Here is a 26,430-nt window from a genome sequence, read left to right as displayed (position 1 = left end):
CGGCGCTGGCAAACTGAACGTGGCTTAAACCAAGGGTGTTTTGAGCTAGAAGAGAGTAGCAACGTGACGCAGAAACCTGCAGCCAGCAACAGCGACGCCGTCCTGGAGTCATGGATAGAGCGCGAAACCCTGGCGGAGGCCATGATTCCGCTCATCGGCCGCCTTTACCGTGAGAACAATGTCATTCTTTCCGTGCATGGGCGCAGCCTGATCAACCAGTCCGCCGTCACCTTGCTGAAGGCGCACCGCTTTGCCCGCCACGTTGACGGCGTGCTGCTCCGGCCGGAGGAGACCCTGCCGCTGCTGCAGGCGATGACCACCCTCCGCCTGGGCCCGGCATCAATCAATTTGGCCACCTTGAACCTCAAGTACGCCCAGGAAGGCGCCGGACGGACCCGGGAGGAATTCCTGCGCACCGAACTGGCGGATGTGGTTGACCGGCAGGGAATGGACCAGCGTGCCGGCACCGACGTGGTCCTGTACGGCTTTGGCAGGATCGGGCGGCTCCTGGCGCGGATCCTCATTGAACATTCAGGTGGCGGCCAGGGCCTGCGCCTGCGGGCCATTGTGGTGCGTAACGGCGGGGCGGATGATCTGACCAAACGCGCCAGCCTGTTGCGCCGCGATTCCGTCCACGGCCCGTTCAACGGCACCATCACCGTGGATCATGAAAACAACATCATTCAGGCCAATGGCACCGCCATTCAGGTCATTTACTCCGACAGCCCCGCCACCATCGACTACACCGCCTACGGCATCCACGATGCCCTGGTGGTGGACAACACCGGCCGCTGGCGTGATGAAGAAGGCCTGTCCCAGCACCTGCAAAGCACCGGTGTGGCCCGGGTGCTGCTGACGGCCCCGGGCAAGGGCGCGTTGAAGAACGTGGTGCATGGCATCAACCACGGCACCATCCTGCCGGAAGACAAGATCATTACGGCCGCATCCTGCACCACCAATGCCATCACCCCGGTCCTGAAGGTCCTCAATGACAAGTACGGAATTGTCCACGGCCACGTGGAAACCGTGCATTCATTCACCAATGACCAAAACCTCACCGACAACTTCCATAAGGGTGACCGGCGGGGCCGTTCGGCGGCGCTGAACATGGTGCTGACCGAAACCGGTGCAGCCAAGGCGGTGGCAAAGGCGCTTCCGGAACTTGAGGGCAAATTGAGCGGAAACTCCATCCGCGTCCCCACCCCCAATGTGTCCATGGCAATCTTGAACCTGACGTTGGAAAACGGCACCACCAAGGAAGAGGTCAACACCTTCCTGCGGGAGACGTCCCTGGGCTCGGCCTTGCGCAAGCAGATCGACTTCATTGATTCCCCGGAGGTGGTCTCCAGCGACTTTGTGGGTTCGCGCCGGGCCGGCATTGTCGATGGCCTGGCCACCATCAGCACCGACAAGCACTTGGTGCTCTATGTCTGGTACGACAATGAATTTGGCTACAGCTGCCAGGTGGTGCGCGTCATGGAGGAAATGGCAGGGGTTCATCCCCGCCAGTTCCCGCCCCTGGAAACCACTGCCGAAGCAGCCGCGGCGCTGGTTTAGGCGCCCGCCACTGTAGACTTGCTAACTGGATAGGGCAGCTGGGCAACCGCGCGTCACGCAAGTGGCTCGAGGAACGTCCGGGCTCCACAGAACAGGGTGGTGGGTAACGCCCACTCGGGGCAACCCGCAGGACAGTGCCACAGAGAATAGACCGCCGGCACGGCTTTCGGGCCGGAGCCGGTAAGGGTGAAACGGTGGTGTAAGAGACCACCAGTTCCCCAGGTGACTGGGGAAGCTAGGTAAACCCCACCCGGAGCAAGGCCAGACAGGGCATGACTGAGGGCTGTTCGCCCGAGTGCCTGGGTAGGCTGCTAGAGGGCGTCGGCAACGGCGTTCGTAGATGGATGGTTGCCTCTCCACCGCGGGTAACCGCGGTGGATGACAAAACCCGGCGTACAGGCTGCCCTATCCAACAAAAGCCTCCTTGTGCCGCTTTGTCGAGCGGGAGAATGGCCCTAATTGTCGGGGAATTCAGGGAATTCGGGGACTTCAGCACTGAAGCGCTTTGCAGTCTTTGTAAGGGTTTGAAGTTTGTTTCGGTGGTGAAACTCCCTGAAAACTCCCTGGCTTCTCGTGGTGTTGCGCCGGCCCGCGGAAGGTGGTGTCCTACCCTGTCCGTAGTGTCCAGGGCATGGATGATCCAGCGGTTGAAACAGTGTCCGGCGTGCCCGTCTCCTTCACCTGTGGGGGCCGGAGGTGGAATGTGGCCGTCGAGCCGGTGCGCTGGTATGAGCGGGTGTCGTGGTGGGAGACGGAACGGCGCATGCCCCCGGGCGGGTGCGTCCGCATAGATGTAATGGTGTGGCAGGTGCAGGCCAGGATAGGGCACAACCCCAAATCGGATTTGGTCACCTTTGAGCTGGTGTTGGGCACGGACAGGGAAACATGGACGGTGCGGTCCAAGGTGGCTGTTGCGGTGTAAATCCATGCTGGACGGGTGGAACTATGTTGCTTAACATGGGGGTCACAAGATCGTACTCTGGTCTCAGTGATTTGTTTCGAGAGGTGATGTAAAAATGCCCCAGGAAACCAGGACCAGTGATTATTCGGCAGGCCAAGCTCCCGCCACACATTCTTCCGTTGCCATCATCTGGTGCCAGCAGTGCCAATCCGATGAGCACATCGTGATAGAGGGGGCCCGCAGGCGCAAACGCAATGGGGGCGGCATCTGGGACGTGGACTATTGCTGTACCCACTGCGACTCTTTTTACAGGCATGAAATTCAACTTGAGACCCTGAGCAAGGCGATGGCCCACGCCATGATTTCAGTCATCCAACAGCCATGACAGCTGCCCGGTAAAGCGAGCGTTCATCCCGCCCATCCTTAGCGGGTACCGCATTCGTTGTTTCGCTTGCATCGGCAGCTCTGTTTAGGGACTTTCAGTGGGTGCATTTGCGGCCTTGTAGACGGGATGCTCAGCCCCATGTTCCCCCGCGGTGCCTCTATTTGGGGCAGATCGTGCTGTTACGATATGGGAAAATGACGCGGAAGGATGCTGAAACGGTGGGCGAGGAAGCAATGACGGAAAAAGTTCAACGCGGCGTACTCTTCGACGTTGACGGAACACTCGTTGATTCGAATTACCTGCACACGATCGCCTGGTGGCAGGCGTTCCGCCGCTTCGGCCACGATATCCCGATGGCGGAAATCCATCGTGCCATTGGACTGGGCGGTGACAAACTCGTGGCGCACCTGCTGGGGGAGGACAGGGACGTGGAGCAGGACAGCGAACTGGACTCCACCCACGGGGCAATCTTCTCCAGCCATTGGCCTGCTCTTCGTGCTTTCCCGGGAGCCGCCAAGCTGATTCGGCGTTGTGCAGAGAATGGGCTGACCGTGGTACTGGCATCGTCTGCTTCGAAGCAGGAGCTGGCTGTACTGCGCAGAATCATCGACGCGGATGATGCGCTCACGGGCGCCACCAGTTCCAACGATGCGGAGAACAGCAAGCCCTCACCAGAGATCCTGAAGGCAGCACTGAAAACCGGTGGCTTCTCAGCGGAAAATGCCGTGTTCGTGGGAGATTCCGTCTGGGATGTCTTGGCCGCGTCGAAATTGGGGATCCCCACTATCGGCATCACCTCCGGCGGCACCAGCGAGGCCGAACTGCGCGAAGCAGGGGCGGTTGAGGTCTACAAGGACGTCCAAGCGTTGCTGGACGGGTTCAACGACTGCGGACTGCACAGGCTCGCGGAATCCTAGCAATCAAAGCTGACGGCCCGAACCAATAGGCCGAGAAACAGGGCCAACCCGAGCAAATACGCGCCCACCGAAACGGTCCCCGGCTAAACGGAGTCCTTGGCATAATCGAGGTAACCCGAATTCGGCCCACCGCGGACGATGGAGCGCTATACACCTCCCGCGGACTGGGTGCTTGGTGTACCGGAAATACTATCCGTCAGTCGATGGGAGTATCCAGCGCTCGCGCAGGACAACGGCGCGGACGAGGTGCGCAACTCACTCTTACAGGCGACTTCGTCCGCAGTAAGGGGCCACGGACCGGTGTGAACGGCCTCAGCAAGGGACGCCGAATACATCGAGCTATACAACCACCGGCGGCTCCACGGGGGAATTGGATACGTTTTGGGCGTGGAAGCGGAAGTAAACTGGCATTCACTTCCATCCGCCATCAAAACAATGAAGAGGGCCTAATAAACCCTCCACCAAAGCCGGGGATTGACGCCGCAGCTGCTATACAACCGCCGCTGACGAACCCGCTGGGCGCTTTCGCAACGGAGCTTCCAATGATTATTGGGAAGAGTCGTTGTCGACCTCGGTGGCGTCCGGATCCTCTTCGGACTCGAAGGTATTGGGCTCGTTGCTTTGGCCAATACCCACGCCCTCCTTTGACCCGGGGATGCGCTCCCTACCTTCTTGATCTTGTTTCTCGTCCTGATTCTCCTGGGGGGAAGCATCGGTTACTGGCTGCTTGTCTGCTGCCGCGTTTGCATTCATAACTTCCTCCGGTCTGGTGTTGAGGTGTTAAAGCTACATCAAGTAGGTGAGTGGGAGAACCCCCATGGACTCGCTGGGCAACATCTGGAAGGCACAGCGGCGACAGCTGCGCGCGGAAGTATTGTCAGAAATCACGTACAGGGCGTATGTGAACTGAGCTGGCCGGTTGCCAAGGCCAATGGCCGACTCCGGGGAAACAGTCAAGACCGCAGTGAAACAAGAACCCCACCTGCTGGAACTGCACGATGTAAACACCTGCACCATGACCGAAATGGCCGAACCATTTTTCATGGGCCGATCGGCCATTCACCGGGCCGTTGAACGCGGACAACGAAGGTCAGCGGAACCAACACGCTCCGAAGAAATGTGCAGCCGACTTCTGACGGAGCCCACCCAGTACGGTGCCAGACCAAGCGTCGTGGGCGCCGGCCGGGATCCCTTGGATTCCTCAGGTGCCGCTGCCTTGGCGTTGCCCGGCAGCGGCCGGCTGTGGATAAACGCGCCCAGCCGCCAAGGCAGCTTCCTAGAATGGTCTCAGCATGCTATTTCCCAAATTGGGCGGGGGCGGCACACCATGGGATCACGGGCCCAAACGGGACAGCCCAGCCAGCGCGGCCGTGCCCGGGCAAATCCGCAGCACTGCCACACGACGCGTCCCCCGTGGCGGTTGGCGGTGGTGTTGGCGCTGACAGTGCTGCTGGCCATGACAGGCTGGCTGCACACCGCCGGACGGTGGCCCTTTACCCCCGACGCCGGTCCGCCGCCGGTCTTTAGCGCCCCGGATCCGGGCCCGGGCCAACCGGTGGTGGCAGTGCAGTCCGGATCTGCGCTGGCCCTGCTGGAAACCCTGCCCGTGAAAGACAAAGCAGCCAGCAGTGATTACGACCGCGCCCTCTTTGGCGCGCCGTGGGCGGATGCCGACGCCAATGGCTGCGACACACGCAATGACATTCTGCGCCGGGACCTGCAACGCCTTGAGTTTACCGACGGCTCGCCCTGCCTGGTGGCTTCGGGAGTGCTCGCTGAGCCCTACACGGCGGTGGACCTTGCGTTCGAACGGGGCAGGGAGAGCAGCAAAGCCGTGCAAATTGACCACGTGGTGGCCCTGGGCAACGCCTGGCAGACAGGGGCAGCGGCGCTGAGCCCGGCACAACGGGAAAGCCTGGCCAATGATCCCTTGAATTTATTGGCGGTGGATGGCCCGGCCAACCAGGAGAAGTCCAGCGCCGATGCCGCCAGCTGGCTGCCGGCGTCCAAAAAATTCCGCTGCCACTACGTGGCCCGGCAAATATCCGTCAAAGCCAGTTACCGGCTGTGGGTGGCCCCGGCGGAAAAGGCTGCCATGGTGCGCGTGCTGGGACTGTGCCCGCAACAACAAAGCCTGCCCTCGGGATATCTGCACCCGGCAGAAACCCAGGACAGGCAGTGAAGCGTAAAAACCCTGAAGGGACGGGGTCACTTTTGCATGGAACTGCCAATTTCAGTCAACGGAAGGTCAGGGTGGTTCTTTTCCACCCGGCGCATGGCCCAAATGTCATTGAACAAGGCCAGGAATTCCCCGTCCGTGCGCTCCAGCACTTCGGCGCCGTGGACATTGGCCAGCACGGCCGTGGCGTCCGGCGTCGTCAAACGCGCCAGGGAGTAGGGCAGGCGTTCCAGGCGCATGGGCGCGTTGAAGTCGTGGTGCATCCTGTCCTCCACCACTTCAAACTGCATGGGTCCCACGGCGGCCAGCACCGGTGCCTGGTCCCCGCGCAGGTCCGAGCGCAGCACCTGGATGACGCCTTCATGTTCCAGCTGCTCAATGCCGCGGCGGAACTGCTTGTACTTGCTTGGATCCTTGGAGCGGGCCACCTGGAAGTGCTCGGGCGCGAACAGGGGAATGGCCGGGTACTCCACCGGTTCTTCGACGAACAAGCTGTCGCCCACGCGCAGGGCCGAGGCGTTCACCAAACCCACCACATCCCCGGGGAAGGCCGTGTCAATGACTTCACGTTCGCGGCCAAAGACCTGCTGCGCGTACTTGGTGGCGAAGGACTTGCCCGTGCGGGTCTGGGTGACCACCATGCCGCGCTCAAACATCCCCGAGCAGATGCGGATGAAGGCCACATGGTCGCGGTGGGCCTGGTTCATGCCGGCCTGGACCTTGAAGACAAAGCCGGAGAAGGGGGCGTCCACGGCGCGGGGGGCGCCGTCGACGTCGGGACGCGGCGTGGCGGGCGGGGCAAAGTCCACCAGGGTGTCCAGGATCTGCTTCACACCAAAGTTCAGGGCCGCGGAGGAAAACAGCAGCGGAGTGGCCTGGCCGGCGTAAAAGGCCTCCAGGTCCAGGGGCGCCTCCTCATCCACCACCAGGGAGGCCTCCTCCACGGAATCGGTCCAGGCGTCGCCTTCGGAAACGGCGGCCTCTTCGGGGGAGAGGTATTCGGTCAGGGCAATGTGGGCGCCGGAGCTGTTGCGCGCAAACTTGGCGAACTCATTGCGCCGGATGTCCCACACGCCGCGGAAGTCCCCGGCAATGCCGATGGCCCAGGTCAGGGGCATGGGCGCCAGGCCCGTGCGCTGGGTGATTTCATCCATCAGCTCCAGCGGGTCCAGCCCCGGGCGGTCCCACTTGTTGATGACTGTGATGATGGGCAGATTGCGCGCCTTGCAGACCTCAAAGAGCTTCATGGTCTGCGTTTCCAGACCCTTGGCGGCATCCACGAGCATCACGGCGCAGTCCACCGCCGCCAGCACGCGGTAGGTATCCTCGGAAAAGTCCGCGTGGCCGGGGGTGTCCAGCAGGTTGATGACGGTGTCACGGTAGGAGAACTGAAGTGCCGCGGAGCTGATGGAAATGCCGCGGTCCTTCTCCATTTGCTGCCAGTCCGAGACCGTGTCCCTGCGGTTGGATTTGCCGTTGGTGGCGCCGGCGGTGCCAATCACCTTTGCGTGCAGGGCCAGGGCCTCGGTCAGTGTGGACTTGCCGGCGTCGGGGTGTGAGATGACGGCGAAGGTGCGCCGACGTTCCGCCTGGCCGGTGATTTCGCTGGCACGGGCGGGGGACTGGGCCGGAGAGGACACAAGACTACTTTCTAGCGGGGCGGAAAAACTGTACATGCGGCAGGAGGCGCAACAGCCAAGTTTACCGCAGCCGCGGCCGGCGGATCCTGAAGCCTCTATTGGGGCAGCTGCAGGGCCCCGAAGCCCAACTGCCAGGTGCCGCCGGCGGCAATGCGTTCCAGAACCAGTTTCTGCAGCGTGGTGTTTCTGGGCAGCTTCCCAAGGGCGTCCATGCGCCGGGTGCGGAAGGTGAAATACACGGCGTCGGTGGGTTCATCCCGGGGTTGTCCGTAGGGGCTGAAGAGATCCACAAACTGGGCAATGTTGGAGTCCGGGTGCATCCGCGCGCGCAGATACGGGTCCAGCAGCCACGATTCGCAGTTCGCCGTGCGGACGGGCCGGTCCGGGAAATGGGCTGCAAAGAAGGCCGCCGCCAGCGCCAGGCTCTCCCGCACGGAAGCGATGCCCAGCCCGCCGTCCTCGGGAATGTGGATCCCCACAATCCACTCGCCGGCCTGCACGCCGGGAATGTCCGCCTGGGGCTGGTGCAGCAAATACTGCAGGCGCCCCAGCTGGAACAGCCGCCCGGCAAAGAGATGGGTCAGCCACTTGTACGTGTCCATGCCAAAGCGTTGATGCACGCGCCGGTTGATGGCAAGGTTGCGGCCAAAATCGGCCAAGGTGGCCCGCGTGACATCGGCGGTGATGTTCCGGTCCCGATGCCAGGCCAGCAGTTCCGGGACAAAGCGCAGCATCCCGGCAAGCCAGTCGCCTTCGGCCACTGGAATTCCCGCAGCGACCAGCTCGGGAACCGGCTCCTCGGCGCTGCCGAGCCGGGAGGCCAAATAAGCCAGCACACATTCCACCGCCGGGCTTGCCGGCCCGGCCAACAGGGCCAGGCAGCCGGGCCGGTCGGCGTCGGCCACGCCCAAAAGGGCCAACGTCTCTTCGGGGTCCAAGGGTGCGTGCAGGGTCATGGGAAAGTTCCAGTCAGGACTTTTTGGCTGCCTTGGGCTTTTTCACAAAGAGCGTCTCGGCCTGTTCCAGGGCCATGCCGTTGGTTTCCGGGATCTTGAACATGACGAAGAAGAACGAGGCCACGGCGAACAGGGCGTACATGGCGTAGGTCAGCGGCAGGGACGCAGCCGACATGGACGGGAACGTCAAGGTGATCAGGAAGTTCGCGATCCACTGGGCAGCTGCGGCCAGGCCCAGGGCCCGGGCACGGATGCGGGAGGGGAAAATTTCGCCCAACAGCACCCAGACCAGCGGCCCCCAGGAGGCGCCAAAGCTGACCACAAACACATTCGCGGCCACCAGGGCAATGGGGCCCCAGGCGCCGGGAAGGGTGATGTCCTCGCCGCTGCCGGTGGCCGAAGCGAAGGCCAGGGCCATGGTGGCCAGTGACACCGCCATGCCCACCGAGCCGGTGAGCAGGATGGGGCGGCGGCCCACCCGGTCCACCAGGGCAATGGCGATGAGGGTGACCAGGATGTTCACCACGGCCGTCACCACGGAAATGGTCAGCGAGTTGCTCTCCTGGAAGCCCACGGCCTTCCACAGGGTGGTGGAGTAGTAGAAAATCACATTGATGCCCACGAATTGCTGCAGCATGGACAAGATTATGCCGATCCACACCACCGGCAGCAGGCCCAGGCGGTTTCCGCGCAACGAGCCCTTGCGGGAGGCCAACCGGTCTTCCTCCACGGCGGTCTTGATGTCGCGGATGCTGCGTTCGGCGTCGTCGTTCGGGGCAATGGTGTGGAACACCTTCGTGGCTTCGGCCTCCTTGCCTTGGAGGACCAAAAAGCGCGGGGATTCGGGCAGGATAAAGGCAATCCAGCCGTAGACCACTGCCGGCACCGCCGCGGCCAGGAACATCCACCGCCAGGCGGGCAGGCCCAGCCAGAGCACCTCGGCGGCGCCGCCGGCGGCATTGGCAAAGAGTGCGTCGGAGAGCAATGCGGCAAAAATGCCGATGGTGATGGCCAGCTGCTGCAGCGAGGCCAGACGGCCGCGGTGCCGCCGCGGCGCGATCTCGGAAATGTACGCCGGGGCAATCACGGAGGCCAGCCCAATGCCCAAACCACCCACCAGGCGCCAGAAAATCAAATCCCAGACGCCAAAGGCCAAGCCTGTTCCCAGGGCACTGGCAAAAAACAGCACCGCACCAATCTTCATGGTGGGGATGCGCCCCCTGGCATCGGCGATCTTGCCGGCCATGTAGGCGCCTGCGGCACAGCCCAAAAGGGCAATGGCCACGGCGAAGCCCGTCAAGGCGTCCCCCAGGACAAACTCGCCCTGGAGGGCATCGACTGCACCATTGATCACTGAGGAGTCAAAACCAAAGAGGAAGCCGCCCACGGCCCCGGCCACGGCAAGGCCAATGACTTTCCGTGGGATGCCGGTGGGCGCCGGAGTTGATTCGGTGTTCTTGGGCATGATTCCCCCTTGTGGCCGCCGGTGGGCAGCCGCGGCCTGTGATGTGTAAAAAAATCTAGGTAAAGCGGTCCTGTATGGCTAAGTTACTGCATTGGCGCCGCCCGTGCTGGCCTTTGCGCCGGGAGGGAGGGTGAGAAAAGCCTCAGTGGCCGAAGGGATCCGGGTCCACACCCGGCATCCAGCTCAGTCCCGGCACGCCCCAACCATTGTTTTTTGCCGCCCTTTTGGCTTTTTTGGCGTAGCGGGGATTGAGCCTGTCCACGTACAGCTTTCCGTCCAAATGGTCGTATTCGTGCTGCATGCACCGGGCGAACCAGCCGGTGGCCTCAAAGTCCAGGGGGTCCCCGGCGGCGTCAAATCCGCGCACCCGGACCCACTGGGCGCGTTTGAGCGGGAAGTCGATGCCGGGCACGGACAGGCAGCCCTCCACCTCTTCCTCGGGATCGGGGGCGTTGCCGGAAATTTTGCCCACCGTCAGCACGGGGTTCACCACCACGCCCTGGGCGGGCACGCCGTCGTCGTTCTCCATGTGGTACGTGAACAAGCGCAGGCCCACGCCAATCTGGGGTGCGGCCAGGCCCACGCCATTGGCCACATCCATGGTCTGGTACATGTCCGCAATCAGCGTGTGCAGCTGTTCATCAAAGGCCTGCACCTCCTCGGCGCGGCGGTGCAGCACGGGCTCACCCAAAATGGTGACGGGATGGATGGTCATGGGGTTTCCTTTGCATGCCGGGGAAGGGGAGGGGCGGTATTGTGTTTTGGCACTAAAAAACACCCCGGCCACATGACCGGGGTGTTCTTCATGATTCACCAGGAACCACTTGGGGTGAGATACGGGGGTTGAACCCGCGACCTCCTGGACCACAACCAGGCGCTCTGCCAACTGAGCTAATCCCACCATGTCAGCCGAAGCCTGCCGGACCTTTGTCAATGTCCCGCGTGCTTGTGGCAACGACGACTAGTCTACACGATCAAAACGGTCCAAAAACCACGTACGCGGCCTCAGGGGCTGTTTGTGAGCTAGATCGCACCCACCGCGTCCGTGCGCACCGGAAATCAGGCGGCGCAGGGGCTAGAACTGGGCCGAGATTTTCTTGGCGGTGGCGGAATTGGGTCCCGGGGCCGGCACAAAGACCGCCTCGCGGTAGTACTTGAGCTCATTGATGCTGTCCTGGATGTCACCGAGCGCACGGTGGTTCCCCGTCTTCGCCGGGGCCTGGAAGTAAGCGCGCGGGTACCAGCGGCGGGCCAGTTCCTTGATGGTGGAGACATCAATGACGCGGTAGTGCAGGTGCTCCACCAGTTCGGGCATGTCGCGGGCCAAAAACACCCTGTCGGTGCCCACCGAGTTGCCCGCCAGGGGTGCCTTGTTGGGCACGGGCACGTGCTGGCGGATGTAAGCGAGCACCTGGGCCTGCGCCTGCTCCATGGTCACGCCGGCGTCGAGCTCGTCAATGAGCTTGGAGTTGGTGTGCATGGTGCGGACAAAGTCACCCATCTGCGCCAATGCCTCGGCCGTGGGTTTGATCACCACGTCCACACCCTCGCCGAGGATGTTCAATTCCGAGTCGGTGACCAGCGCGGCCACCTCAATGAGGGCGTCGTTCACGGCGTCCAGGCCCGTCATCTCACAGTCAATCCATACAATGCGTTCATTAGTAATAGCCACCGCACCAATGTACCGCGATCCTGATGCACGGGCCCGCGCTGGTAAAATCAGCCTGCGGGCGGCACTGCGCCCCCACACCATGGAACGTACGACGACGGCTGGAGACTTGGGATGGCTGCAACACCTTCGGTCCCCACCCAGTTGGCGCCGAACGCGGTGCGGCCGTGGATTGCCCTGTGGGAGGGCTTTTTGGGTTCGCTGCTGATTTTGGCGGGCTCGGTGGGGGTTGGCTGGATCGCCAATGGTTCCCCCATGATCCGCAATCCGCTGGTCATTGCCATGCGCACCGACGGTGCGGGGGTCATGACGTCCATCATCCTGCTGACGGTGGGCGCCTTGATCCTGCTGCGCGCCTGGTTGCGGCTGGGGCAGCGGCTGGCCGGTTGGGGTCAGGGCACCCTGCGGCTGGTGGTGGCGGCCGTGTGCCTGTGGAGCGCGCCGTTGTTTTTGGCGGTGCCCATTTTTTCCCGTGACGTGTACGCCTACACCGGCCAGGGCCGGCTCATGGCCGAAGGTCTGGACCCCTACAATGACGGCATTTCGGCGTTGAACAACTGGTTCATGCTGGGCACCGATCCTTCGTGGGCTGAGAACCGGACACCTTACGGGCCGGTGTTTTTGTGGCTCGCCCGCGCCGTGGTGGGCATCACCGGCGCCCAACCGGATTTTTCGGTGCTTTTGTTCCGGGCCATTGCCTGCGCGGGGGTGGCACTGTGCGTGATTTTCATCCCCAAGCTGGCCGCCCAGCACGGCGTGGACGGCGCACGTGCCCTGTGGCTTTCAGTGGCCAATCCGCTGTTTTTGATTTCCTTTGTGGCCAGTGCCCACAATGACGCGCTCATGGTGGGCTTGGCCGTGGCGGGCGTCTGGTGTGCAGCCAACCGGCGCGGCGTGCTGGGCGTGCTCCTGGTGACCGCCTCCATTGCCGTCAAACCCATCACCATCCTGCTGCTGCCGTTTGTGGGGCTTCTGTGGGCGGGGAAAAAGGCCGGCTGGGGCAGGCGCTTTGCCTTTTGGGCCGCCACCGGATCCCTGAGCCTGTTCCTGCTGTGGCTGCTGGGCCTGCCGCGCGGCATTGGTTTTGGCTGGACCTGGGCCATTTTGGACAGCACGCCCGGCTACACCGGCTATTCGCCCTCGGGCTTCAGCGGACAGCTGGTGGAGGCGCTGTTCAATGCCGTGGGCCTGGACGGCGGAGCGGTGGCGGGAGGCTTCCGCTCGTTCCTGACGGTGGCCAGCATTGCCATCACCTTGTGGTTGATCCTCCGGGGCGATCCCGAACGCGTGGTGCGGCGCCTGGGTCTGGCCTTTGCCGCCATTGTGCTGCTGGCACCGATCATCCAGCCGTGGTACATCCTGTGGTTCCTGCCCTTTTTGGCGGCCACCGGGATCCGCAACAACTGGCAGATCAAGGCCTGTTACGTGGTGGTGGGCTTCTTTGTGGTGTTTGGGGCCCAGGACCAGCTCTTTGCCTGGCAGTTCGTGGAACTGCCGGTGGCCACCAAAACCCTTTCCTCGGTGGTGGCCCTGAGCGTGGTGGGGTACCTGCTGGTGCTGGACATCCACACGCGCAAGCTGCTCTTTGGCCGCAGCGCGGAACAACCCTGAGCAGCGGGAATCTAGCTGTGGTGTCCGCGGGCGTCCTGGTGCGCCACGCCGGCCGCCGCCCGGCCCAGCTCCACGGTGCGCCGCACGGCCCACACCAGCAGGGTCACCACCAGGACGTTGCGGATGGTCAGCACCGCGGCCATGATGGGGTTGGCGTGGATCAGCGGGGTGTAAAACAGCGGATAAATGATGAAAGTGGTGAACGCGATGCCCATGAGCAGCGCCGCCGGAAGCTTCCAGCGTTCCCAGTCGTGGACCAGACCGGCCACCACCACCGGCAGCAGCCAAATGATGAACTGCGGCGAACCCACCTTGTTGAACACAATGAAGGCCGTCACCATCAGCAGCGATCCCTCCAACAGCAGCTCCCCGCGCTCGGCGCCGCGGCGCAGCGCCCACACCATGAGCGCGGCCCCCACCAGTGCCGCCACAATGAGCAGCGGCTGCATGAGCCAGGCGGCGATCTCAGCTCCCGGACCGTGGACCTCGGTGGAGTTGATGGCCACATTGTCCGCAATGTGGGAATCGGCAACGCCCAGCACGCTCAGCCACACCCAGGGAGTGGAGAAGGTGGCCTCCAGCTGCATGCCCCGGTCCCCCTGATTGATGGCAAAGTCCAGCAGATGGTCCCCGGCGCCGGTCAGCACGGCAAAAAGCGCCACGGCGGCACTGACGCCCAGGCCCACCAGGAAAACCTGTAGACGCCGGGCACTGGCAATGAGCAGCGGCGCCACCACGGCGGCCGGCCAGACCTTGATCCAGGTGGCCACCGCCAGCAGCAGGGCCGCGGCTGCCGGGCGTTCCACAGCGTACAGCAGCGCCACCAGCACCAGGGAGGTGGTGATGCCTTCCACGCGGGCAAAGCTGAGAAAGCCCATGAACATGGTGAAAAAGAGCCAGAACCAGGCAGGGGCCACGCCCTGCCTGGCCCGCCCGCCACGGAGCAAAAAGTACAGGCCCACGGCGTTCAAGGCAGCAACAATGAGGGTCCACCCCAAAAGGTACAGCGAGGGGCCAAAGAGGTTGGCGGCGAAAATGGGCAGCTGGGCCAGCAGCGGATAGACCCAGGGGCTGATGACGTCCCCCAGGAAGTCGGGGTTGTAGCCCAACAGGGCCCACTGGCGGTACTGCTCGGTGTCACTGAAGGTGTCCCCGTGCACAATGAAGCTCATCATCCAGGCCAGGAAAAACAAGTGGACGGCAGCATAGCCCCACCAGACGCTGCCGGGCGTGCGGAACCAGGTGCGCACCTTGGGGCTCAGGAAGCGGTTGCGGACTGTGGTGGCCTTGGCCAGCAGCGAGTCAAAGGACGGGGCGGAAATTTCAGTGCTCCTTGGCCAGTGTGCCGGGATCCGAGGCGGCCGGGGCGTGCGTGCCGGCCGCGGCGGCAGTGCCGGTGCCCGCGAAGGAGGTGGCGGCGTCGTGCCGGGGAATGGCCTGGGGGTTGCGGCCCATGATGAACAGCTGGCGCACGCTCCAGACAAACAAGACCACCAGCAGCACATTGCGTGCGGTGAGCACGGCCGCCATCAGGGGGTTGTTGTGGGAGAGGGCGTCGTAGAAGAGCGGGTAGATCAAAAACGTCAGCACGGCCACGCCAATCAACATGGTGGCGGGGATGCGCCAGGCCTGCCATTGCAGGGCCAGGCCCACGGCGACGGCGGGGGCCAGCCACACCATGAACTGGGGCGAACCGACCTTGTTGAACACAATGAACGCGGCCACCAGGGCCAGGGCGCCAAAAAGCAGCAGGGCGGTGCGGTCGGCGCCGCCGTTGCGCTTGCCGGTGTGCAGGGCCCAGAAAATCAGGGCGGCCACCAGCAGGGCCGCGGCAATGAGCAGCGGCTGCATCAATACGCTCATGATGTCCGAGCCGGGCCCGTCCACCTGCATGGAGTTGATGTCCTGGTTCATGTACATGCGGGCCCCGCCCAGGCCCAGCACGCTCATCCACAGCCAGGGGGTGGTGAAGGTGGCTTCCAGCTGCATGCCGCGGTCGCCCTGCTCCAGCGCGAAGTTTAAAAGCTCCGGCACGGCACCCATGGCCAGGGCCAACGCCACCACCAGGGCCGTCACCAGCACGCCGGCCAAAACCACCTGCACACGCTGCTTGACCACTGTGAACAGTGCCAGCACCACGGCGGCCGGCCACACCTTGGTCCAGGTTGCCACGCTCAAAAGCAGCGAGGTCACAAAGGGGCTGGCCGCACCCAGGCACAGGGCAAAGAGGACCACCGGGGCGGTGATGCCGTCAACGCGGGCAAAACCCAGCCAGCCCAGCAGGAGGGTGAAGGCAATCCACCACAGTGCCGCCGGGATGGCCTGGCGGTTGCGGCCCCAGCGGGTCAGCTTGCCCACCGCGAAGGTGTTCAACACCGCAATGATCAGCACCCAGAGGAAGAAGAACGGGGCGGGACCAAAAACATGCGCCGCCGCCATGGGGATCAACGCCAGGATGGGGTACACCCACGGGCTGGGTCCGGCCACGCGGGAACCGTCAAAGTCCACGGAGGCCCAGATGCGGTAAATGTACGTGTCGCTGAATGCTTCGCCCCGCAGGGACAACAGTCCGGCCAGGACCAGGGCCACAAGGTGGGTTGCGGCAAAAACGATCCATAGGCCGCGCGGCGTCAGCAGCCACGACTGGACCCCTGACGGCAGCAGGGCATCCCTGGCGCGGGTGAGAAATGCGAAAAACGTATCCGAGGAGATGGGTCTGGTCCTTCTCATGAGTGCGGCGGCCGTGGCCGCAGACCGCCGGCATGGTCCAGCAGGGGGCATTGCTTGCTCGCAAGGCCCGCCGGGTCTGCCGGTGGGAGTGGGTAGAATGCCAAGGACGAATGTCTTGGCTGCTTATATATTAGCGCAGCGCACTGGGACTGCCCCGGCCGGACCGGGGCGAAGAAGGCCGGTGGTGGCGCAGGCTTCGTGGCCGAACGAGTTCAGGAGTTATGAGTTGACCAGCACCCGCGTTGCCCTGCCGGAGGTGAAATCCAAAGTGCCACACAAGTACCGATTGCGCACCGGCACGGCCAATTCAGCGATCTGGCAGGGCTTTGCCGGCTCGGTCCTGCTGCTTCTGGGTTCCCTGGGTGTGGGTTGGATGGCGGGCAGCTCCGTGCTCATCCGCAACCCCATCTTCATTGTGGCGCGCACCACCACGGCGTCGTCCATCATCAGCACCGTGCTCCTGTGCGTGGGGGCGGCGCTGCTGCTCCGGGCCTGGCTGCGGTTGCGCCAGCACCTGGACGGCTGGGGGGAGGAAACCGCCCCGGTCTTGAAAAAGGCGCTTTATCTGTGGGTGGCGCCAATGATGCTGACACTGCCGCTGTTCAGTCGCGACTCCTACGCCTACATAGGCCAGGGCCGGCTCATGCAGGAGGGCTTGAACCCCTACACCGACGGCATTTCCTCCCTCAACAACTACTTTGTGCTGGGCCCTGACACGCTCTGGACCGAAGCACCCACGCCCTACGGCCCCGTGTGGCTGTGGTTGGAGCTGCTGGCGGTGTCCATCCCGGCGGCGAGCCCGGAAATTTCCCTCATCCCGTTCCGTCTGGCGTGCCTGGCCGGGATTGTCCTGTTGGCCGTGTACGTCCCCAAGCTGGCGGGCAGGCACGGCTTCAATCCGCACCGCACGCTGTGGCTGACGGTGTTGAACCCGGTGGTCCTGATCAACTTTGTGGCCAGCGTGCACAATGATTCCCTCATGCTGGGTCTGGTGGTTGCGGGCCTGTACTTCGCCTCCACCCACCGCCCGATCCGCGCTATCCTGTTGGTCACCGCCTCCATCGCTATTAAGCCCATCACCTTGATTGCCCTGCCCTTTGTGGGCTTGTTGTGGGCCGGAGCCCGCGCGGGATGGCTGCGCAAGTTCGGCCTGTGGGCGGCAACCCTGGCCATTTCCATGGCCGTCATGGCAGCCATGGGTTTTCTCAACGGGCTGGGCTTTGGCTGGATCGGGGCCCTGCAGACTCCTGGCGCGGTATGGATTTGGTATGCACCCGTGGGGCTGTTCTCCAACGCCCTGGGCTGGGTGGTCACCTTGTTCGGCGGCGCCGGGGCCGGTGCCGCCGTGACGGACATCATTCAAACCGTGTGCCAGCTGGTCTCCATTGTCCTGGTCATGGCTTTGGCGCTGTTGCCGGTGAAGCTTCCGGCCACCTCCGGTGCCGCAAGCGCAAAAGCAAACGCAGGCACCGCACCCGCCCTGGACGGCGCCGGGGCGTACAGCCAGGCAGTAATACGGCGGATGGCCTGGTCATTTGCCGCCATCGTGCTGCTCTCTGCAGTGATCCAGCCCTGGTACATGCTGTGGCTGCTGGCCTTTTTTGGCATGACGGGCATCACCGAGGGCCGGCAAACGCAGGTGGTGTATTTCTTGACCGGCTTTTTCACCTTAATTGCCCTGACCGACCAGCTCAGCGTGTTCCCATGGATTTCCATGGGAATCATCCGCACCGTGGCAATTGTGGCGGGGGTGCTGTGCGTGGCGTATGTGCTGCTGTGGGATCAACGGACCGGCAGCCTGCTGCTGCTGCCGGCATGGCAACGCCGGGGCAGGAAAGCCCCTGCAAACGCTTGAGTGCCCCGCGCCGTGATGACGGCGCCGGGAAGGTGCGTGTTTGGGGCGGTTTTTCGGCGACCGGGCAATGATCGCCGCCTGTGGGAACCGGTGGCGGGAGCAGGCGGCGAACAGGGATTTTTGGCCGTTGGGTGTCGCAATGACGCCCAATACGGGAAGATGGAAGCACAGCCCGCACAATCAGGGCCGGGCACCAACCGCGGGGGCGCGCCATGAAACCTCGATTTGGCCACGGTTCCGTGATTGTGGGGATGCAGCCGGATCAGGATCCGGCCGTTTTGGCCTACGCCGTTTCCCTTGCGGCAGCCTCGGGTGCCGACCTCATCGGCGCCTACGTGGACCCGGGCAGCTACCTCATTGAATGGGACCCCAGCGGCAATGTCCTGGGCCACTCCCTGGAGCGCGCCCTGGACCCTGAGGATGACGCCGCCACCGCCGTGCGCGAACTTGGCCCGTTGCTCCAGGCCGCCGTGCAGGAGCACGGTCTGCAGTGCAGTTTCCGGGTGTTGGGCGGAGACCCCGCCATGGCCCTGGGCAGGCTCGCGGCAGCCATGACAGCCTCCGTCATTGTGGTCGGTGCCCGGCGCCCCGGACTGCTGGCAGGTGTCAATGAGATTCTGGCCGGTTCCGTGGTGCGCAAGCTGCTGGCCACCCAACGCATCCCGGTGTTGGCGATTCCCCGCGTCGATGCCCGCCCGCCGCTCCACGGCTAGGGCAGACTGGGGGCATGGCGAACATCATTTCTTCCTGGCGCACGGATCTGCAGGGAACCTTCAGCAACAATTCCCCCGCCGTTCCGCAGTGGCAGCTGGACCTGGCCCAGGGCGACGACGGCGGGTACTTCGGGCCGGATTCGCCGGCCTGGGCTGTGCACGGCTCCATGACGCCCATTGTGGGCGGCATCCAGGCCCTGTTGATCCAGGCCCTGCACCCGGGGGCGCTCGCAGGCGTGCTGGAGCATTCCAACTACAAACAGGACCCGCTGGGCCGGCTCGCCGGCACCATCCGCTGGATCTTCACACTCACCTATGCGGACACCGCCACGGCACGGACGGCGTCGAACAAGGTGCTGGCCATCCACAAGCATGTGCGGGGGAACTACACCACAAACAGTGGTCGGGAGCGACCCTACACGGCCAACGATCCGGACTTGTTGCGTTGGGTCCATTTGGCCTTTACCCAGGCATTTTTGGGTTCGCACCTTGCCTATGGGGCTCCCATTCCGGGCGGTCCCGACGCCTACGTCGCCGACTGGGCCGTGGCCGGGGCGCTCATGCAGGTGGATGGCCCGCCCACCACGGTGTCCGGGCTGCAGACGCAACTGGCGGCCTTCCGCCCGGAGCTGCGTTACGACGAACGTGTGGCCGAAACCGTGGCATTCATTAAAAAACCGCCGCTGCCGCGTTCCCAGCAGCAAGGCTACAAGATCCTGTTTGCCGGCGCCGTGGCCGCGCTGCCGCCGCAGTACCGTGACATTTTAGGGTTGGAGGTGCCGTCGCTTGGTCCACTGAAGCTGCCGGTGCGCCTGGCCACCAAGGCCGCGCTCGGCGTCGTCCACGCGGGTCTGGGGCCGGTAGGTCCCAGCGAGACTGCTGCACGCGCCCGGCTGGCACGTCTGGGGTAGTGGCCTCAGCCACTGATCCGCACCGGCGCCGCCGCCTGCGGGGGATCGGTATGGCAGATCAGGGCCCAAGTGGCCCAGGCCGGTTGGGAGGTGGTGAGTGGATTTTCATTCGGATGGGGAGTCCGCCGAGCCTGTCGCCGCGAAGATCCGCATGCTTGGCCAAGGTGCCCTGGACGTGCAGGTGGATACCGTCGACGAAGCCTTGGCCACTGCATTGAGCGAGGCCGCAGATCGTGTTGGTGCGGAAATGGGCGTGGTCAGCAACGCCGGTGCTGGCACTGCCGTGGGGCGACTGGAACAGGATGAACCGGCAGCCATGCACCGCGGTATTGCTGTGCACCTTGTCGGCGTGGTCATCTGTTGCAAGCATGCCCGGAGATCCTTGACCAAGGCCGGAGGCGGTCTCCCCGGGGACCATTTGCCCGCAGTTTCATCAAGCCCCCGCCGCCCCGCACCGGCGTCGGAAAGCAACCGCGCAAACCACAAGCAGCAGCTACTAGCCGCTGACTAATAGCTGTGGAAGAATACTGGCATGGAACACCCCGCAATGCAGCACGACCCTCAACTGCTTAGGGGAGTGCTGCCGATGCTCATCCTCTCGCTGCTTGAACAACAGCCCTCTTACGGCTATGAACTGGTGGAACGTCTGCGCTCCCTGGGGCTGTCAGGGCTGGCAACGGGGGCCGTGTATCCGGTGCTGAGCCGCTTCGAGCGCGATGGTTGGCTGAGCAGTTATCTGCAGCCCTCGGCCTCGGGTCCGGCCCGGAAGTACTACGCACTCACCCCAGCGGGCGCACAGGCCCGCCGTGAGGCTGCACAAAAGTGGCGGCAAGTTGCTGCCGTGGCCGAGCGGGGCCTGTCCACTGCCGGCGGGGAAATCAAGCGCAACGACGAGCGGAGCAACTCATGAACGTCACGGACACGAACGCCGGGGACATGAACCAGCCACCACAGGGCAGCGGGACAACGCCGGTCCGGCGGCCAAAAATCCGATGGCGGGATGCCCTTGCCAGGGAACGGTATTTATTCGCAGTGGACCTCCATCTCGATGGCAGGGTCCCGGCGCGTGTGCGCAAGCGGATCCTGGCCGATCTACGCCACAGCATTGAGGTGGATGCCGAAGGTGCACAGTTGCAGGACGTCCTGGCCGGGCTGGGCAAACCATGTGAATTGGCAGCCAACTACGCCGAAGGTGCTGATCAATCGCGGCCGCTGTGGACGGCGGGGGTGGTGGCAGCCCTCTGCCTGCTGCTGGTCTACTGGTTTTTCCTCTTCGCCTTCACCATGGGGATGCTGGCTGTGACCATGCAGGCCGGCGGGGAATTTCACGCCCGGTTCTTTTTCCTCAACGTCATGGCATTTTCCCAAGACGACGGCGTAGGCATTGGCTGGAGTGGAAATGCCGCACTGTGGTTCCCCCTGCTCCTTGCCGCCATTGCCTTCATTCCCGCGAGCAGGGCCTGGCGGGTGTTCGGCCGCAGGCGCTGATTCGGCAAAGCTTTGTTCCCCCAAGCGGCGCGGCCGGGCTGCGGGCGGATCTTGAGCAGGCAGGGAGCCGCGCCGGCGTTGCCTGAGGTCCGAAACGGCGGGTCCATTTTCCGCAGTGGATCCACCATCCTGCGGCAGCGGGCCCAATATTTTGTGCCGGCACCGTCAGGCGCCCTGAAAAATAATCTCCCCAGCGGGTCAGCCGCGGCCGGCTCATCGGGCCTGCTGCAGGCTAATAATTTTTCGCCGCCTGGTTTCGGCAGCGGATTCCCAGAAAACATCGCTAGGCTGTTCCCGGCTCTCCACGCCCGTGAACCCGACTAGCCAAGGACTGCATTCAGCCCATGACGCCGCGCATCTTCTACCGCTCCATCGCCATTGCCGAGGCCATCACCTGGACCATGCTCATTGCCGGGATGATCCTCAAGTACGCAGTGAAGGTGGGGGACTGGCCCGTCACCGTGGGCGGCTTTGCCCACGGGCTGGTGTTCATTGCCTACGTCACCACGGCGGTTCTCGTGGGGTTGAATCAGCGCTGGCGCATCCGGTTGATTGTGGGGGCGGCACTGACCGCTTTCATTCCATATCTGACCATTCCCTTTGACAGGTGGCTGGAGCGCAATGACAAGCTCAACGGCGGATGGCGCACCACCGCCACCGGCCATCCCCGCGACGGGCACTGGGTGAACGTGGTGCTGCGTTGGATGCTCAACCGGCCCGTGCTGCTGGGGATTGCGTTTGTGGTCTTTGTGGGCGGCACCATGGCCACCATGATGTTCATGGGCCCTCCCGGAGGCCGCGCCTAAAGCCGTCAAGGCGCCCCTGCGGATATGCCGCAGCAGACATCGCCACGCTGAAGATTCAGCTTGTCCTCCCCGGTTTCGGACCGCCATGCCAGGCAAGGTTGATGGCGGTTGTGCCGTCGGCCCGGCCACGAAGCATGCGGGCTGCCAGGACCGGCAGCTTCGGCTCAGGCCCCTGGCTGGACCACGTGCCGCAGCGGCCCCCGGCCAAAATCGGTGTCCACCAGCGAACCGGTCTTTGCGGAAACCAGTTTGAGGAATTTATTCCTTTTCCCTTATGATCAGGTGCAAGCGCCGCCTGATGGCGGAGTATGCACGTCTTGGTCTCACTGGTGCTTGACACCACTTCTCAAGGGAAAGTGCATTTGGATACATTGGAGTATCGCCTGCGTCGTTCATGGCAGTGCACACGCCTTTCCACCCGGGTCCTGGTCATCAGCATGGTGGCTCTGGCATTGTTGACCGTCCCTGCGGCCGCCGGGTTTTTCAGGGCGGAAGCGGCTGGGAAGTCGGGGGAGTGGACAGTCCTGGAAGCCGGCGCCGCTCCTGCAAGCAACCCCTTGGCGGGGTTTGTTCCCTATGCAGGCAGTTACGAAGGCCTGCCCCATTCCATGGAATGGTTTTATTTTCCTGTCAATTCGGTGCTCGTAGCTCCACAAAGCTATGACTGGTCAAGTTTTGAAGCACAGCTCAATGAGATAGCCGGCCGCGGCCATCAGGCAGTTTTCAGGTTTTATTTGGACTATCCCGGCAAAGCCTCCGGCATTCCCCAACATCTTTTGGCTGCCGGACTGGACACCCATCATTATCCGGATTATGACAACCATGGACTGAGTCTCTCCCCGGACTACGAGGACCCCAGGCTGTTGGACGCTTTGGATGGCTTCATAGCGGCGCTCGGGGCCCGGTACGACGGTGATCCACGGATCGGCTTTGTCCAAATGGGCCTGTTGGGGTTTTGGGGCGAATGGCACAGCTACCCTTATGACGGGTGGGCGGCCCCGGAAAACTGGGGTGCCTCGGCAACCACCCAGCAGCGGATTTTGCTGGCCTATGACCAGGCCTTCGCCAAGACCAAGCTGCAGGTAAGGTACCCCGATGCGGCGAACAAGGATCTAAACGTTGGTTACCACGACGACTCCTTCGCCGTAGGCACCCTGCCGGGCCCCGGGTGGCACTTTATGGACAAGCTGGCACAGACCGGCGCGGCCGACAAGTGGCTGAAGGAACCGGTCGGGGGCGAATTGCGTCCAGAGATACAGCACTGCATCTTCGACACACCCCAACGGTGCCCCCTCATCGAAGAAAGTGCCCACAACGACTTTGCAGGCAGCGCCCACGCAACACACGCGTCCTGGATCCTTAATCAACATGCTTTCAACCCCGGATATGCGGGACAGGCGCTGGCCAACGCCACCGCCGCGTCCCAAGCGTTGGGATACCGTTTCCAGGCCACACGGTTCGTCGTCTCAGACGGAGGCCTCGGCGGGCAGGGCACGCTGAGCTTGGCTGTCAGCAATACCGGAGTTGCACCTTTTTACTATGACTGGCCTGTGGAGGTTGCCGCCGCCAAGGCCGGAAACATTGTCCGGGTTTGGAAAACCGGATGGCGGATTTCGGAACTGAAGACGGACATGTCGATCCAGTGGGACACTCCTCTTGACGGCGCCGGGCTCACCGCCGGTGACTACACTTTGCTGGTGCGGATTGTCAATCCACTGGACAACGGCGTGCCCGTGAAATTCGCCAACGCCTCCCAAGACCAGACCCAGGCCGGGTGGCTTACCCTTGGCAGCCGGTATCTGGCGGGACGCTGAAGGTGCGCCAGGGTGACTGCCGGGACAGCGCCGGAAACGCGCCAACGGGTTTCTTGGCCCGTCCTTGATAGATCACGCCGTGCTGTGGCACCAGCACCACTGATGAGGGGGCGGGGTTGCCTGCTGCATCGTACAGCCCTGAAGGGACCTTGATTCTCCGCCTGCGGCGGCCGTCATCGTTGAAGTTCACAGCAGCCCAACCCTCACTGAACTCCCGGGACCAGACGTGGCCGCGGCCCTGGGGTTGTTCCACGGGGCCGCCCAGATCCCAATCAAGTTCCGGAATGTGTTGGGTGCGGCTGTAGTCGTCATGGGCTGTGGCCGTGAAGGAACCCCGCCCTGAGCTGAAAATCCAGAAGGCGGCCAGCCCGTATTTGAAATTGGGGTGCTGATCGCTGCCATCCGTGGGAACACGCAATATTGACAAGCCGGGACCGTTTGCCTGTGGCAGCTGCGCCTCGGCCGTACGGGGATCGAAAAGGTTCGACGGGCCATAGCCGAGCCATACTTCCTCAAATCCGCCGCCGTACGCCGCATGGGAGGCCCATCGACCCGGAATTCGCCGCGATTCGGCAATGTTGGGGACAAGGATCTTATTGATCTTGTTCAGGGATTGGCCGGCAGCATGCACCAGCAGGTCCAGCCCTTCCCGCAGATCCGCCATTGAAGCGGCACCTTGGATGGGCAGGTCCAGCTGGTAGTAGTCCTCAAAAACGTCATTGTCCGCCATGACACCATCGAAGGGGGAGTCAGCCAGCTCGGCTGTGACATTTTCAACCCAGCGCTTCCGGTACTGGACATCACGGACGTTCATTTGCCAATGGCCAGGGTACCCGCTCCACTGGATGCGGGTATTGTCCAGCCGCTTGGCGAACCAGCTTCCCCCCTCGTCCAGGGCTTCCTGGTGTGTCACTCCGGAGGTGTACACCGGGCCGGGCTCGTAGTCCCGGGTTGAGGACAAGCACTTGTAGCAAAGCATCGTCATGTCCGGACGGAGCCGCTTCAACTCCGTTGCCGCCTCCAGTTCCCAGGGCTGCAAAATGGCGGCCCGGTAGTGGCTGGCCGCGAATGTCAGCTGTTCGGTGCTGATGGGATCCCCGTAGCGGATCCAGGCCCCCACACCACTCACAGCTTGACCGTTTGCAAGATTTCCGTCGGCAGCATGAAACTGTCCTGGGCATCGGGAAGGTTGCCCACCGCACGGTAAATCTGGTTGTACGAGGACATCACCTCATGCATTTGGAACAGTTCCTGCAACCGCAGGCGGGCGTTGGCGGCGTAGTCGGCGTATGCGTCAACATTTCCCAGCACTGCCTGGATGCCGTCGGCCATTTCCACAATGTCCCCGGGCGTCACCGTTTCCCCGCACGGACCAATGGTGCGTCCATCGGGGGTGATGAGGTCATCGGCGATTTGTTGGGCCACACCTCCGACGTCGGATCCAACAGTGGGGATGCCGGCGGCCATGGCTTCCAGGATGACGATGGGCTGGCCTTCGTTGTAGCTTGGCAGCACCAGCAGATCGAACTGGTCAAGCATTTCGCGCACATTGACCGTGCCATGGATGGTGACCTGGTCATGCAGCCCCAGGGCTTCAATTTTAGCCAGGCAGGCTTCGTAGTATTCGGGAACATGCTCGGTGGGACCCAGAACGTCAAGATGCAGGTTTGGGTAGCCGCGGTCCCGCAAAATGTGCATGCTGGAGAGCAAATCCAGCAGCCCCTTGATGGGGACCACCCGGGCAATGTAGACAAGACGCCAGGTGTGGCTGGAACTGTCGCCCTTTATTTTTTCCAGTACCTGCTGGCGGGCACGGAACTTGTCATCGAATTCCGCGATCACCATGCCGTTGGGAACCACAACGGACTTATCGATGTCGGCGCCCAGGCGGGCCGCTTCGGTGATGGCGCTGGGGTAGAGGTAGGTGATCAATTGGGCGCTGGGATAGCAGAAGCGTCCCATTTCCGTCCACCAGGCCATCCAGGCGCGCTGCTCAGCTGTCACATCAAAGCTGCGGTAGTCGTCTTCGGTGATGGACAGGGCCATGTTGCGGTCCAACAAGGTGTTGATGGTGTCGCGGACATAGAGGTTGTGCTCGGTCAGCAGGAAGGACGTGTCATGGTCCCGTGCGGCGGCCGCGCCCAGCAGCGAAGCGTAACCGGTGGTGTGGGCGTGGTAGACGCTGGCCCGGGGCATGGTTTCGCCGAGTACGGCAAAGGCCAGGGAGAAGAAGTTGCGCAGTGTCCAGAATGAGTCTGACAAGGATAAATTCAGTTGCGGCATGCGCTCCTGAAGCGTGCCCATGAACTCCCTGGAACCCAACAGGGCCCACAGCGGGTATTGCCGGGTGCGCTCATTCAGGCCCTCGTCGATGAGTTGCCACAAACCGTCCACCTCGCCGGATTCGGACAAAGCGTAGAGAGCGTCAAAGAGGCGGTGGGAAAGTGCCTCGCGCTGCGCCGACGTCATGTCCAGATCCTGGGCGGATACGGAGAGAAAATCCTGCCGGTGTTCTTCCATGCTGAGGTACACGGTCCGGACCCACTGCACATTGGACGGCATCCCGTACAGGTCCGTCTGCGGGGATTCCGAATCCCACGTGATGTGGATGATTCCATAGCTCAAGTCGGGGTTGTGGGTGACGATGTCATGGACCACGGCCGAGACCCCGCCTTTAAGGTACGGATACGTGGATTCCATGACAATGGCAACATCCACGTCCGCATAGACAGGCTGAGGCGCCTTCTCCTGCACGGCAGCGGTTTCACGCAGCCTGGCCTTCTGCGGCGTCTTCCGGTTTCTGGCGATCGAGTACATGTTTTCCCCTTGGACA

At 63.1% G+C, this 26,430-nt stretch carries 22 protein-coding genes, 1 tRNA gene and 1 other RNA gene; 14 read left to right on the top strand and 10 right to left on the bottom strand.

Features of this window, described 5'->3' with window-relative positions:
• Positions 1 to 63 precede the first annotated feature (63 nt).
• The 5 genes from ACFUCV_RS03020 to ACFUCV_RS03000 all read left to right on the top strand — a co-directional run bounded on the left by ACFUCV_RS03020 (position 64) and on the right by ACFUCV_RS03000 (position 5,942).
• The gene (locus ACFUCV_RS03020) at positions 64 to 1,557 is read left to right on the top strand and encodes a glyceraldehyde-3-phosphate dehydrogenase (protein ID WP_380811866.1); all 1,494 of its coding nucleotides are present in this window, start codon (positions 64 to 66) and stop codon (positions 1,555 to 1,557) included.
• A 30-nt stretch (positions 1,558 to 1,587) separates the two neighbouring features.
• Positions 1,588 to 1,969: RNase P RNA component class A (gene rnpB / locus ACFUCV_RS03015), an RNA gene on the top strand.
• A 219-nt stretch (positions 1,970 to 2,188) separates the two neighbouring features.
• Positions 2,189 to 2,479, top strand: a complete 291-nt coding sequence (locus ACFUCV_RS03010) for a hypothetical protein (protein ID WP_380811864.1) — start codon at positions 2,189 to 2,191, stop codon at positions 2,477 to 2,479.
• 558 nt (positions 2,480 to 3,037) lie between these two features.
• The gene (locus tag ACFUCV_RS03005) at positions 3,038 to 3,760 is read left to right on the top strand and encodes an HAD family hydrolase (protein WP_380811862.1); all 723 of its coding nucleotides are present in this window, start codon (positions 3,038 to 3,040) and stop codon (positions 3,758 to 3,760) included.
• A 1,327-nt stretch (positions 3,761 to 5,087) separates the two neighbouring features.
• Positions 5,088 to 5,942, top strand: a complete 855-nt coding sequence (locus ACFUCV_RS03000) for an HNH endonuclease family protein (RefSeq protein WP_380811860.1) — start codon at positions 5,088 to 5,090, stop codon at positions 5,940 to 5,942.
• 26 nt (positions 5,943 to 5,968) lie between these two features.
• On the opposite strand, the gene ACFUCV_RS02995 is transcribed toward ACFUCV_RS03000, so the two are convergent.
• From ACFUCV_RS02995 to orn, 6 genes are all read right to left on the bottom strand, one after another.
• Positions 5,969 to 7,615, bottom strand: a complete 1,647-nt coding sequence (locus tag ACFUCV_RS02995) for a peptide chain release factor 3 (RefSeq protein WP_380811858.1) — start codon at positions 7,613 to 7,615, stop codon at positions 5,969 to 5,971.
• 59 nt (positions 7,616 to 7,674) lie between these two features.
• Entirely contained in the window at positions 7,675 to 8,535 is an 861-nt protein-coding gene (locus ACFUCV_RS02990) for an acyltransferase domain-containing protein (protein ID WP_380811856.1), read from the bottom strand.
• A 13-nt stretch (positions 8,536 to 8,548) separates the two neighbouring features.
• The gene (locus ACFUCV_RS02985; RefSeq protein WP_380811854.1) at positions 8,549 to 10,000 is read right to left on the bottom strand and encodes a sugar porter family MFS transporter; all 1,452 of its coding nucleotides are present in this window, start codon (positions 9,998 to 10,000) and stop codon (positions 8,549 to 8,551) included.
• A 142-nt stretch (positions 10,001 to 10,142) separates the two neighbouring features.
• Positions 10,143 to 10,715 (bottom strand): peptide deformylase, encoded by a 573-nt coding sequence (gene def, locus ACFUCV_RS02980; RefSeq protein WP_380811852.1) that lies wholly within the window; start codon positions 10,713 to 10,715, stop codon positions 10,143 to 10,145.
• Positions 10,716 to 10,825: 110 nt separating this feature from the next.
• Positions 10,826 to 10,901: transfer RNA gene (locus ACFUCV_RS02975), tRNA-His, on the bottom strand.
• A 174-nt stretch (positions 10,902 to 11,075) separates the two neighbouring features.
• Complete coding sequence (orn, locus tag ACFUCV_RS02970; RefSeq protein ID WP_380811850.1) at positions 11,076 to 11,672, bottom strand: oligoribonuclease; 597 nt, start codon at positions 11,670 to 11,672, stop codon at positions 11,076 to 11,078.
• A gap of 111 nt (positions 11,673 to 11,783) precedes the next feature.
• Between orn and mptB (ACFUCV_RS02965) the strand changes: the two genes are divergently transcribed.
• A complete protein-coding gene (gene mptB, locus ACFUCV_RS02965; protein WP_380811848.1) occupies positions 11,784 to 13,280 on the top strand; it encodes a polyprenol phosphomannose-dependent alpha 1,6 mannosyltransferase MptB in 1,497 nt (498 codons plus the stop codon).
• 11 nt (positions 13,281 to 13,291) lie between these two features.
• Here the strand turns inward: mptB (ACFUCV_RS02965) and ACFUCV_RS02960 are convergent, their stop codons facing one another.
• Together ACFUCV_RS02960 and ACFUCV_RS02955 are read right to left on the bottom strand one after the other, a co-directional pair.
• Positions 13,292 to 14,530 (bottom strand): glycosyltransferase 87 family protein, encoded by a 1,239-nt coding sequence (locus ACFUCV_RS02960; protein WP_380811846.1) that lies wholly within the window; start codon positions 14,528 to 14,530, stop codon positions 13,292 to 13,294.
• A gap of 73 nt (positions 14,531 to 14,603) precedes the next feature.
• The gene (locus ACFUCV_RS02955; protein ID WP_380811844.1) at positions 14,604 to 16,010 is read right to left on the bottom strand and encodes a glycosyltransferase family 87 protein; all 1,407 of its coding nucleotides are present in this window, start codon (positions 16,008 to 16,010) and stop codon (positions 14,604 to 14,606) included.
• A gap of 226 nt (positions 16,011 to 16,236) precedes the next feature.
• On the opposite strand from ACFUCV_RS02955, the gene mptB (ACFUCV_RS02950) reads away from it, so the two are divergent.
• From mptB (ACFUCV_RS02950) to ACFUCV_RS02915, 8 genes are all read left to right on the top strand, one after another.
• Positions 16,237 to 17,865, top strand: coding sequence for a polyprenol phosphomannose-dependent alpha 1,6 mannosyltransferase MptB (mptB, locus tag ACFUCV_RS02950; RefSeq protein ID WP_380811842.1), 1,629 nt, complete (start codon positions 16,237 to 16,239; stop codon positions 17,863 to 17,865).
• 212 nt (positions 17,866 to 18,077) lie between these two features.
• Positions 18,078 to 18,578, top strand: a complete 501-nt coding sequence (locus ACFUCV_RS02945; RefSeq protein WP_380811840.1) for a universal stress protein — start codon at positions 18,078 to 18,080, stop codon at positions 18,576 to 18,578.
• A gap of 14 nt (positions 18,579 to 18,592) precedes the next feature.
• Entirely contained in the window at positions 18,593 to 19,489 is an 897-nt protein-coding gene (locus ACFUCV_RS02940; protein WP_380811838.1) for an oxygenase MpaB family protein, read from the top strand.
• 97 nt (positions 19,490 to 19,586) lie between these two features.
• Entirely contained in the window at positions 19,587 to 20,000 is a 414-nt protein-coding gene (locus tag ACFUCV_RS02935) for an SDR family NAD(P)-dependent oxidoreductase (RefSeq protein WP_380811836.1), read from the top strand.
• A gap of 21 nt (positions 20,001 to 20,021) precedes the next feature.
• A complete protein-coding gene (locus tag ACFUCV_RS02930; RefSeq protein ID WP_380811834.1) occupies positions 20,022 to 20,399 on the top strand; it encodes a PadR family transcriptional regulator in 378 nt (125 codons plus the stop codon).
• On the top strand, positions 20,396 to 20,977 hold the full coding sequence (locus ACFUCV_RS02925) for a hypothetical protein (protein WP_380811832.1): 582 nt from the start codon (positions 20,396 to 20,398) through the stop codon (positions 20,975 to 20,977). Before ACFUCV_RS02930 ends, ACFUCV_RS02925 begins: the two co-directional genes overlap by 4 nt.
• A 344-nt stretch (positions 20,978 to 21,321) precedes the next feature.
• The gene (locus tag ACFUCV_RS02920; protein ID WP_380811830.1) at positions 21,322 to 21,783 is read left to right on the top strand and encodes a DUF3817 domain-containing protein; all 462 of its coding nucleotides are present in this window, start codon (positions 21,322 to 21,324) and stop codon (positions 21,781 to 21,783) included.
• A gap of 356 nt (positions 21,784 to 22,139) precedes the next feature.
• Complete coding sequence (locus ACFUCV_RS02915) at positions 22,140 to 23,597, top strand: DUF4832 domain-containing protein (RefSeq protein ID WP_380811828.1); 1,458 nt, start codon at positions 22,140 to 22,142, stop codon at positions 23,595 to 23,597.
• Here the strand turns inward: ACFUCV_RS02915 and ACFUCV_RS02910 are convergent.
• The gene (locus ACFUCV_RS02910; protein WP_380811826.1) at positions 23,563 to 24,726 is read right to left on the bottom strand and encodes a putative glycoside hydrolase; all 1,164 of its coding nucleotides are present in this window, start codon (positions 24,724 to 24,726) and stop codon (positions 23,563 to 23,565) included. The genes ACFUCV_RS02915 and ACFUCV_RS02910 overlap by 35 nt on opposite strands.
• A complete protein-coding gene (gene pelF, locus ACFUCV_RS02905; protein ID WP_380811824.1) occupies positions 24,723 to 26,414 on the bottom strand; it encodes a GT4 family glycosyltransferase PelF in 1,692 nt (563 codons plus the stop codon). The genes ACFUCV_RS02910 and pelF overlap by 4 nt, the downstream gene beginning before the upstream one ends.
• Positions 26,415 to 26,430 lie beyond the last annotated feature (16 nt).

It is taken from the genome of Specibacter sp. NPDC057265 (assembly GCF_042668835.1).
Lineage (GTDB): Bacteria > Actinomycetota > Actinomycetes > Actinomycetales > Micrococcaceae > Specibacter.
The sequence above is the reverse complement of the archived record's forward strand: the minus strand, read 5'-3'. Positions and strand labels throughout refer to the sequence as shown.

What these genes read in the sequence shown, in the direction of transcription:
- ACFUCV_RS03005 (WP_380811862.1), top strand. Translation starts at nt 3,038, where the DNA reads ATGACGCGGAAGGATGCTGAAACGGTGGGCGAGGAAGCAATGACGGAA.
- ACFUCV_RS02925 (WP_380811832.1), top strand. Translation starts at nt 20,396, where the DNA reads ATGAACGTCACGGACACGAACGCCGGGGACATGAACCAGCCACCACAG.
- ACFUCV_RS02955 (WP_380811844.1), bottom strand. Translation starts at nt 16,010, where the DNA reads ATGAGAAGGACCAGACCCATCTCCTCGGATACGTTTTTCGCATTTCTC.
- ACFUCV_RS02985 (WP_380811854.1), bottom strand. Translation starts at nt 10,000, where the DNA reads ATGCCCAAGAACACCGAATCAACTCCGGCGCCCACCGGCATCCCACGG.
- pelF (WP_380811824.1), bottom strand. Translation starts at nt 26,414, where the DNA reads ATGTACTCGATCGCCAGAAACCGGAAGACGCCGCAGAAGGCCAGGCTG.
- ACFUCV_RS03010 (WP_380811864.1), top strand. Translation starts at nt 2,189, where the DNA reads ATGGATGATCCAGCGGTTGAAACAGTGTCCGGCGTGCCCGTCTCCTTC.
- ACFUCV_RS02995 (WP_380811858.1), bottom strand. Translation starts at nt 7,615, where the DNA reads ATGTACAGTTTTTCCGCCCCGCTAGAAAGTAGTCTTGTGTCCTCTCCG.
- ACFUCV_RS02945 (WP_380811840.1), top strand. Translation starts at nt 18,078, where the DNA reads ATGAAACCTCGATTTGGCCACGGTTCCGTGATTGTGGGGATGCAGCCG.
- ACFUCV_RS02990 (WP_380811856.1), bottom strand. Translation starts at nt 8,535, where the DNA reads ATGACCCTGCACGCACCCTTGGACCCCGAAGAGACGTTGGCCCTTTTG.
- ACFUCV_RS02920 (WP_380811830.1), top strand. Translation starts at nt 21,322, where the DNA reads ATGACGCCGCGCATCTTCTACCGCTCCATCGCCATTGCCGAGGCCATC.
- ACFUCV_RS02930 (WP_380811834.1), top strand. Translation starts at nt 20,022, where the DNA reads ATGGAACACCCCGCAATGCAGCACGACCCTCAACTGCTTAGGGGAGTG.
- ACFUCV_RS03000 (WP_380811860.1), top strand. Translation starts at nt 5,088, where the DNA reads ATGGGATCACGGGCCCAAACGGGACAGCCCAGCCAGCGCGGCCGTGCC.
- ACFUCV_RS02940 (WP_380811838.1), top strand. Translation starts at nt 18,593, where the DNA reads ATGGCGAACATCATTTCTTCCTGGCGCACGGATCTGCAGGGAACCTTC.
- mptB (WP_380811848.1), top strand. Translation starts at nt 11,784, where the DNA reads ATGGCTGCAACACCTTCGGTCCCCACCCAGTTGGCGCCGAACGCGGTG.
- def (WP_380811852.1), bottom strand. Translation starts at nt 10,715, where the DNA reads ATGACCATCCATCCCGTCACCATTTTGGGTGAGCCCGTGCTGCACCGC.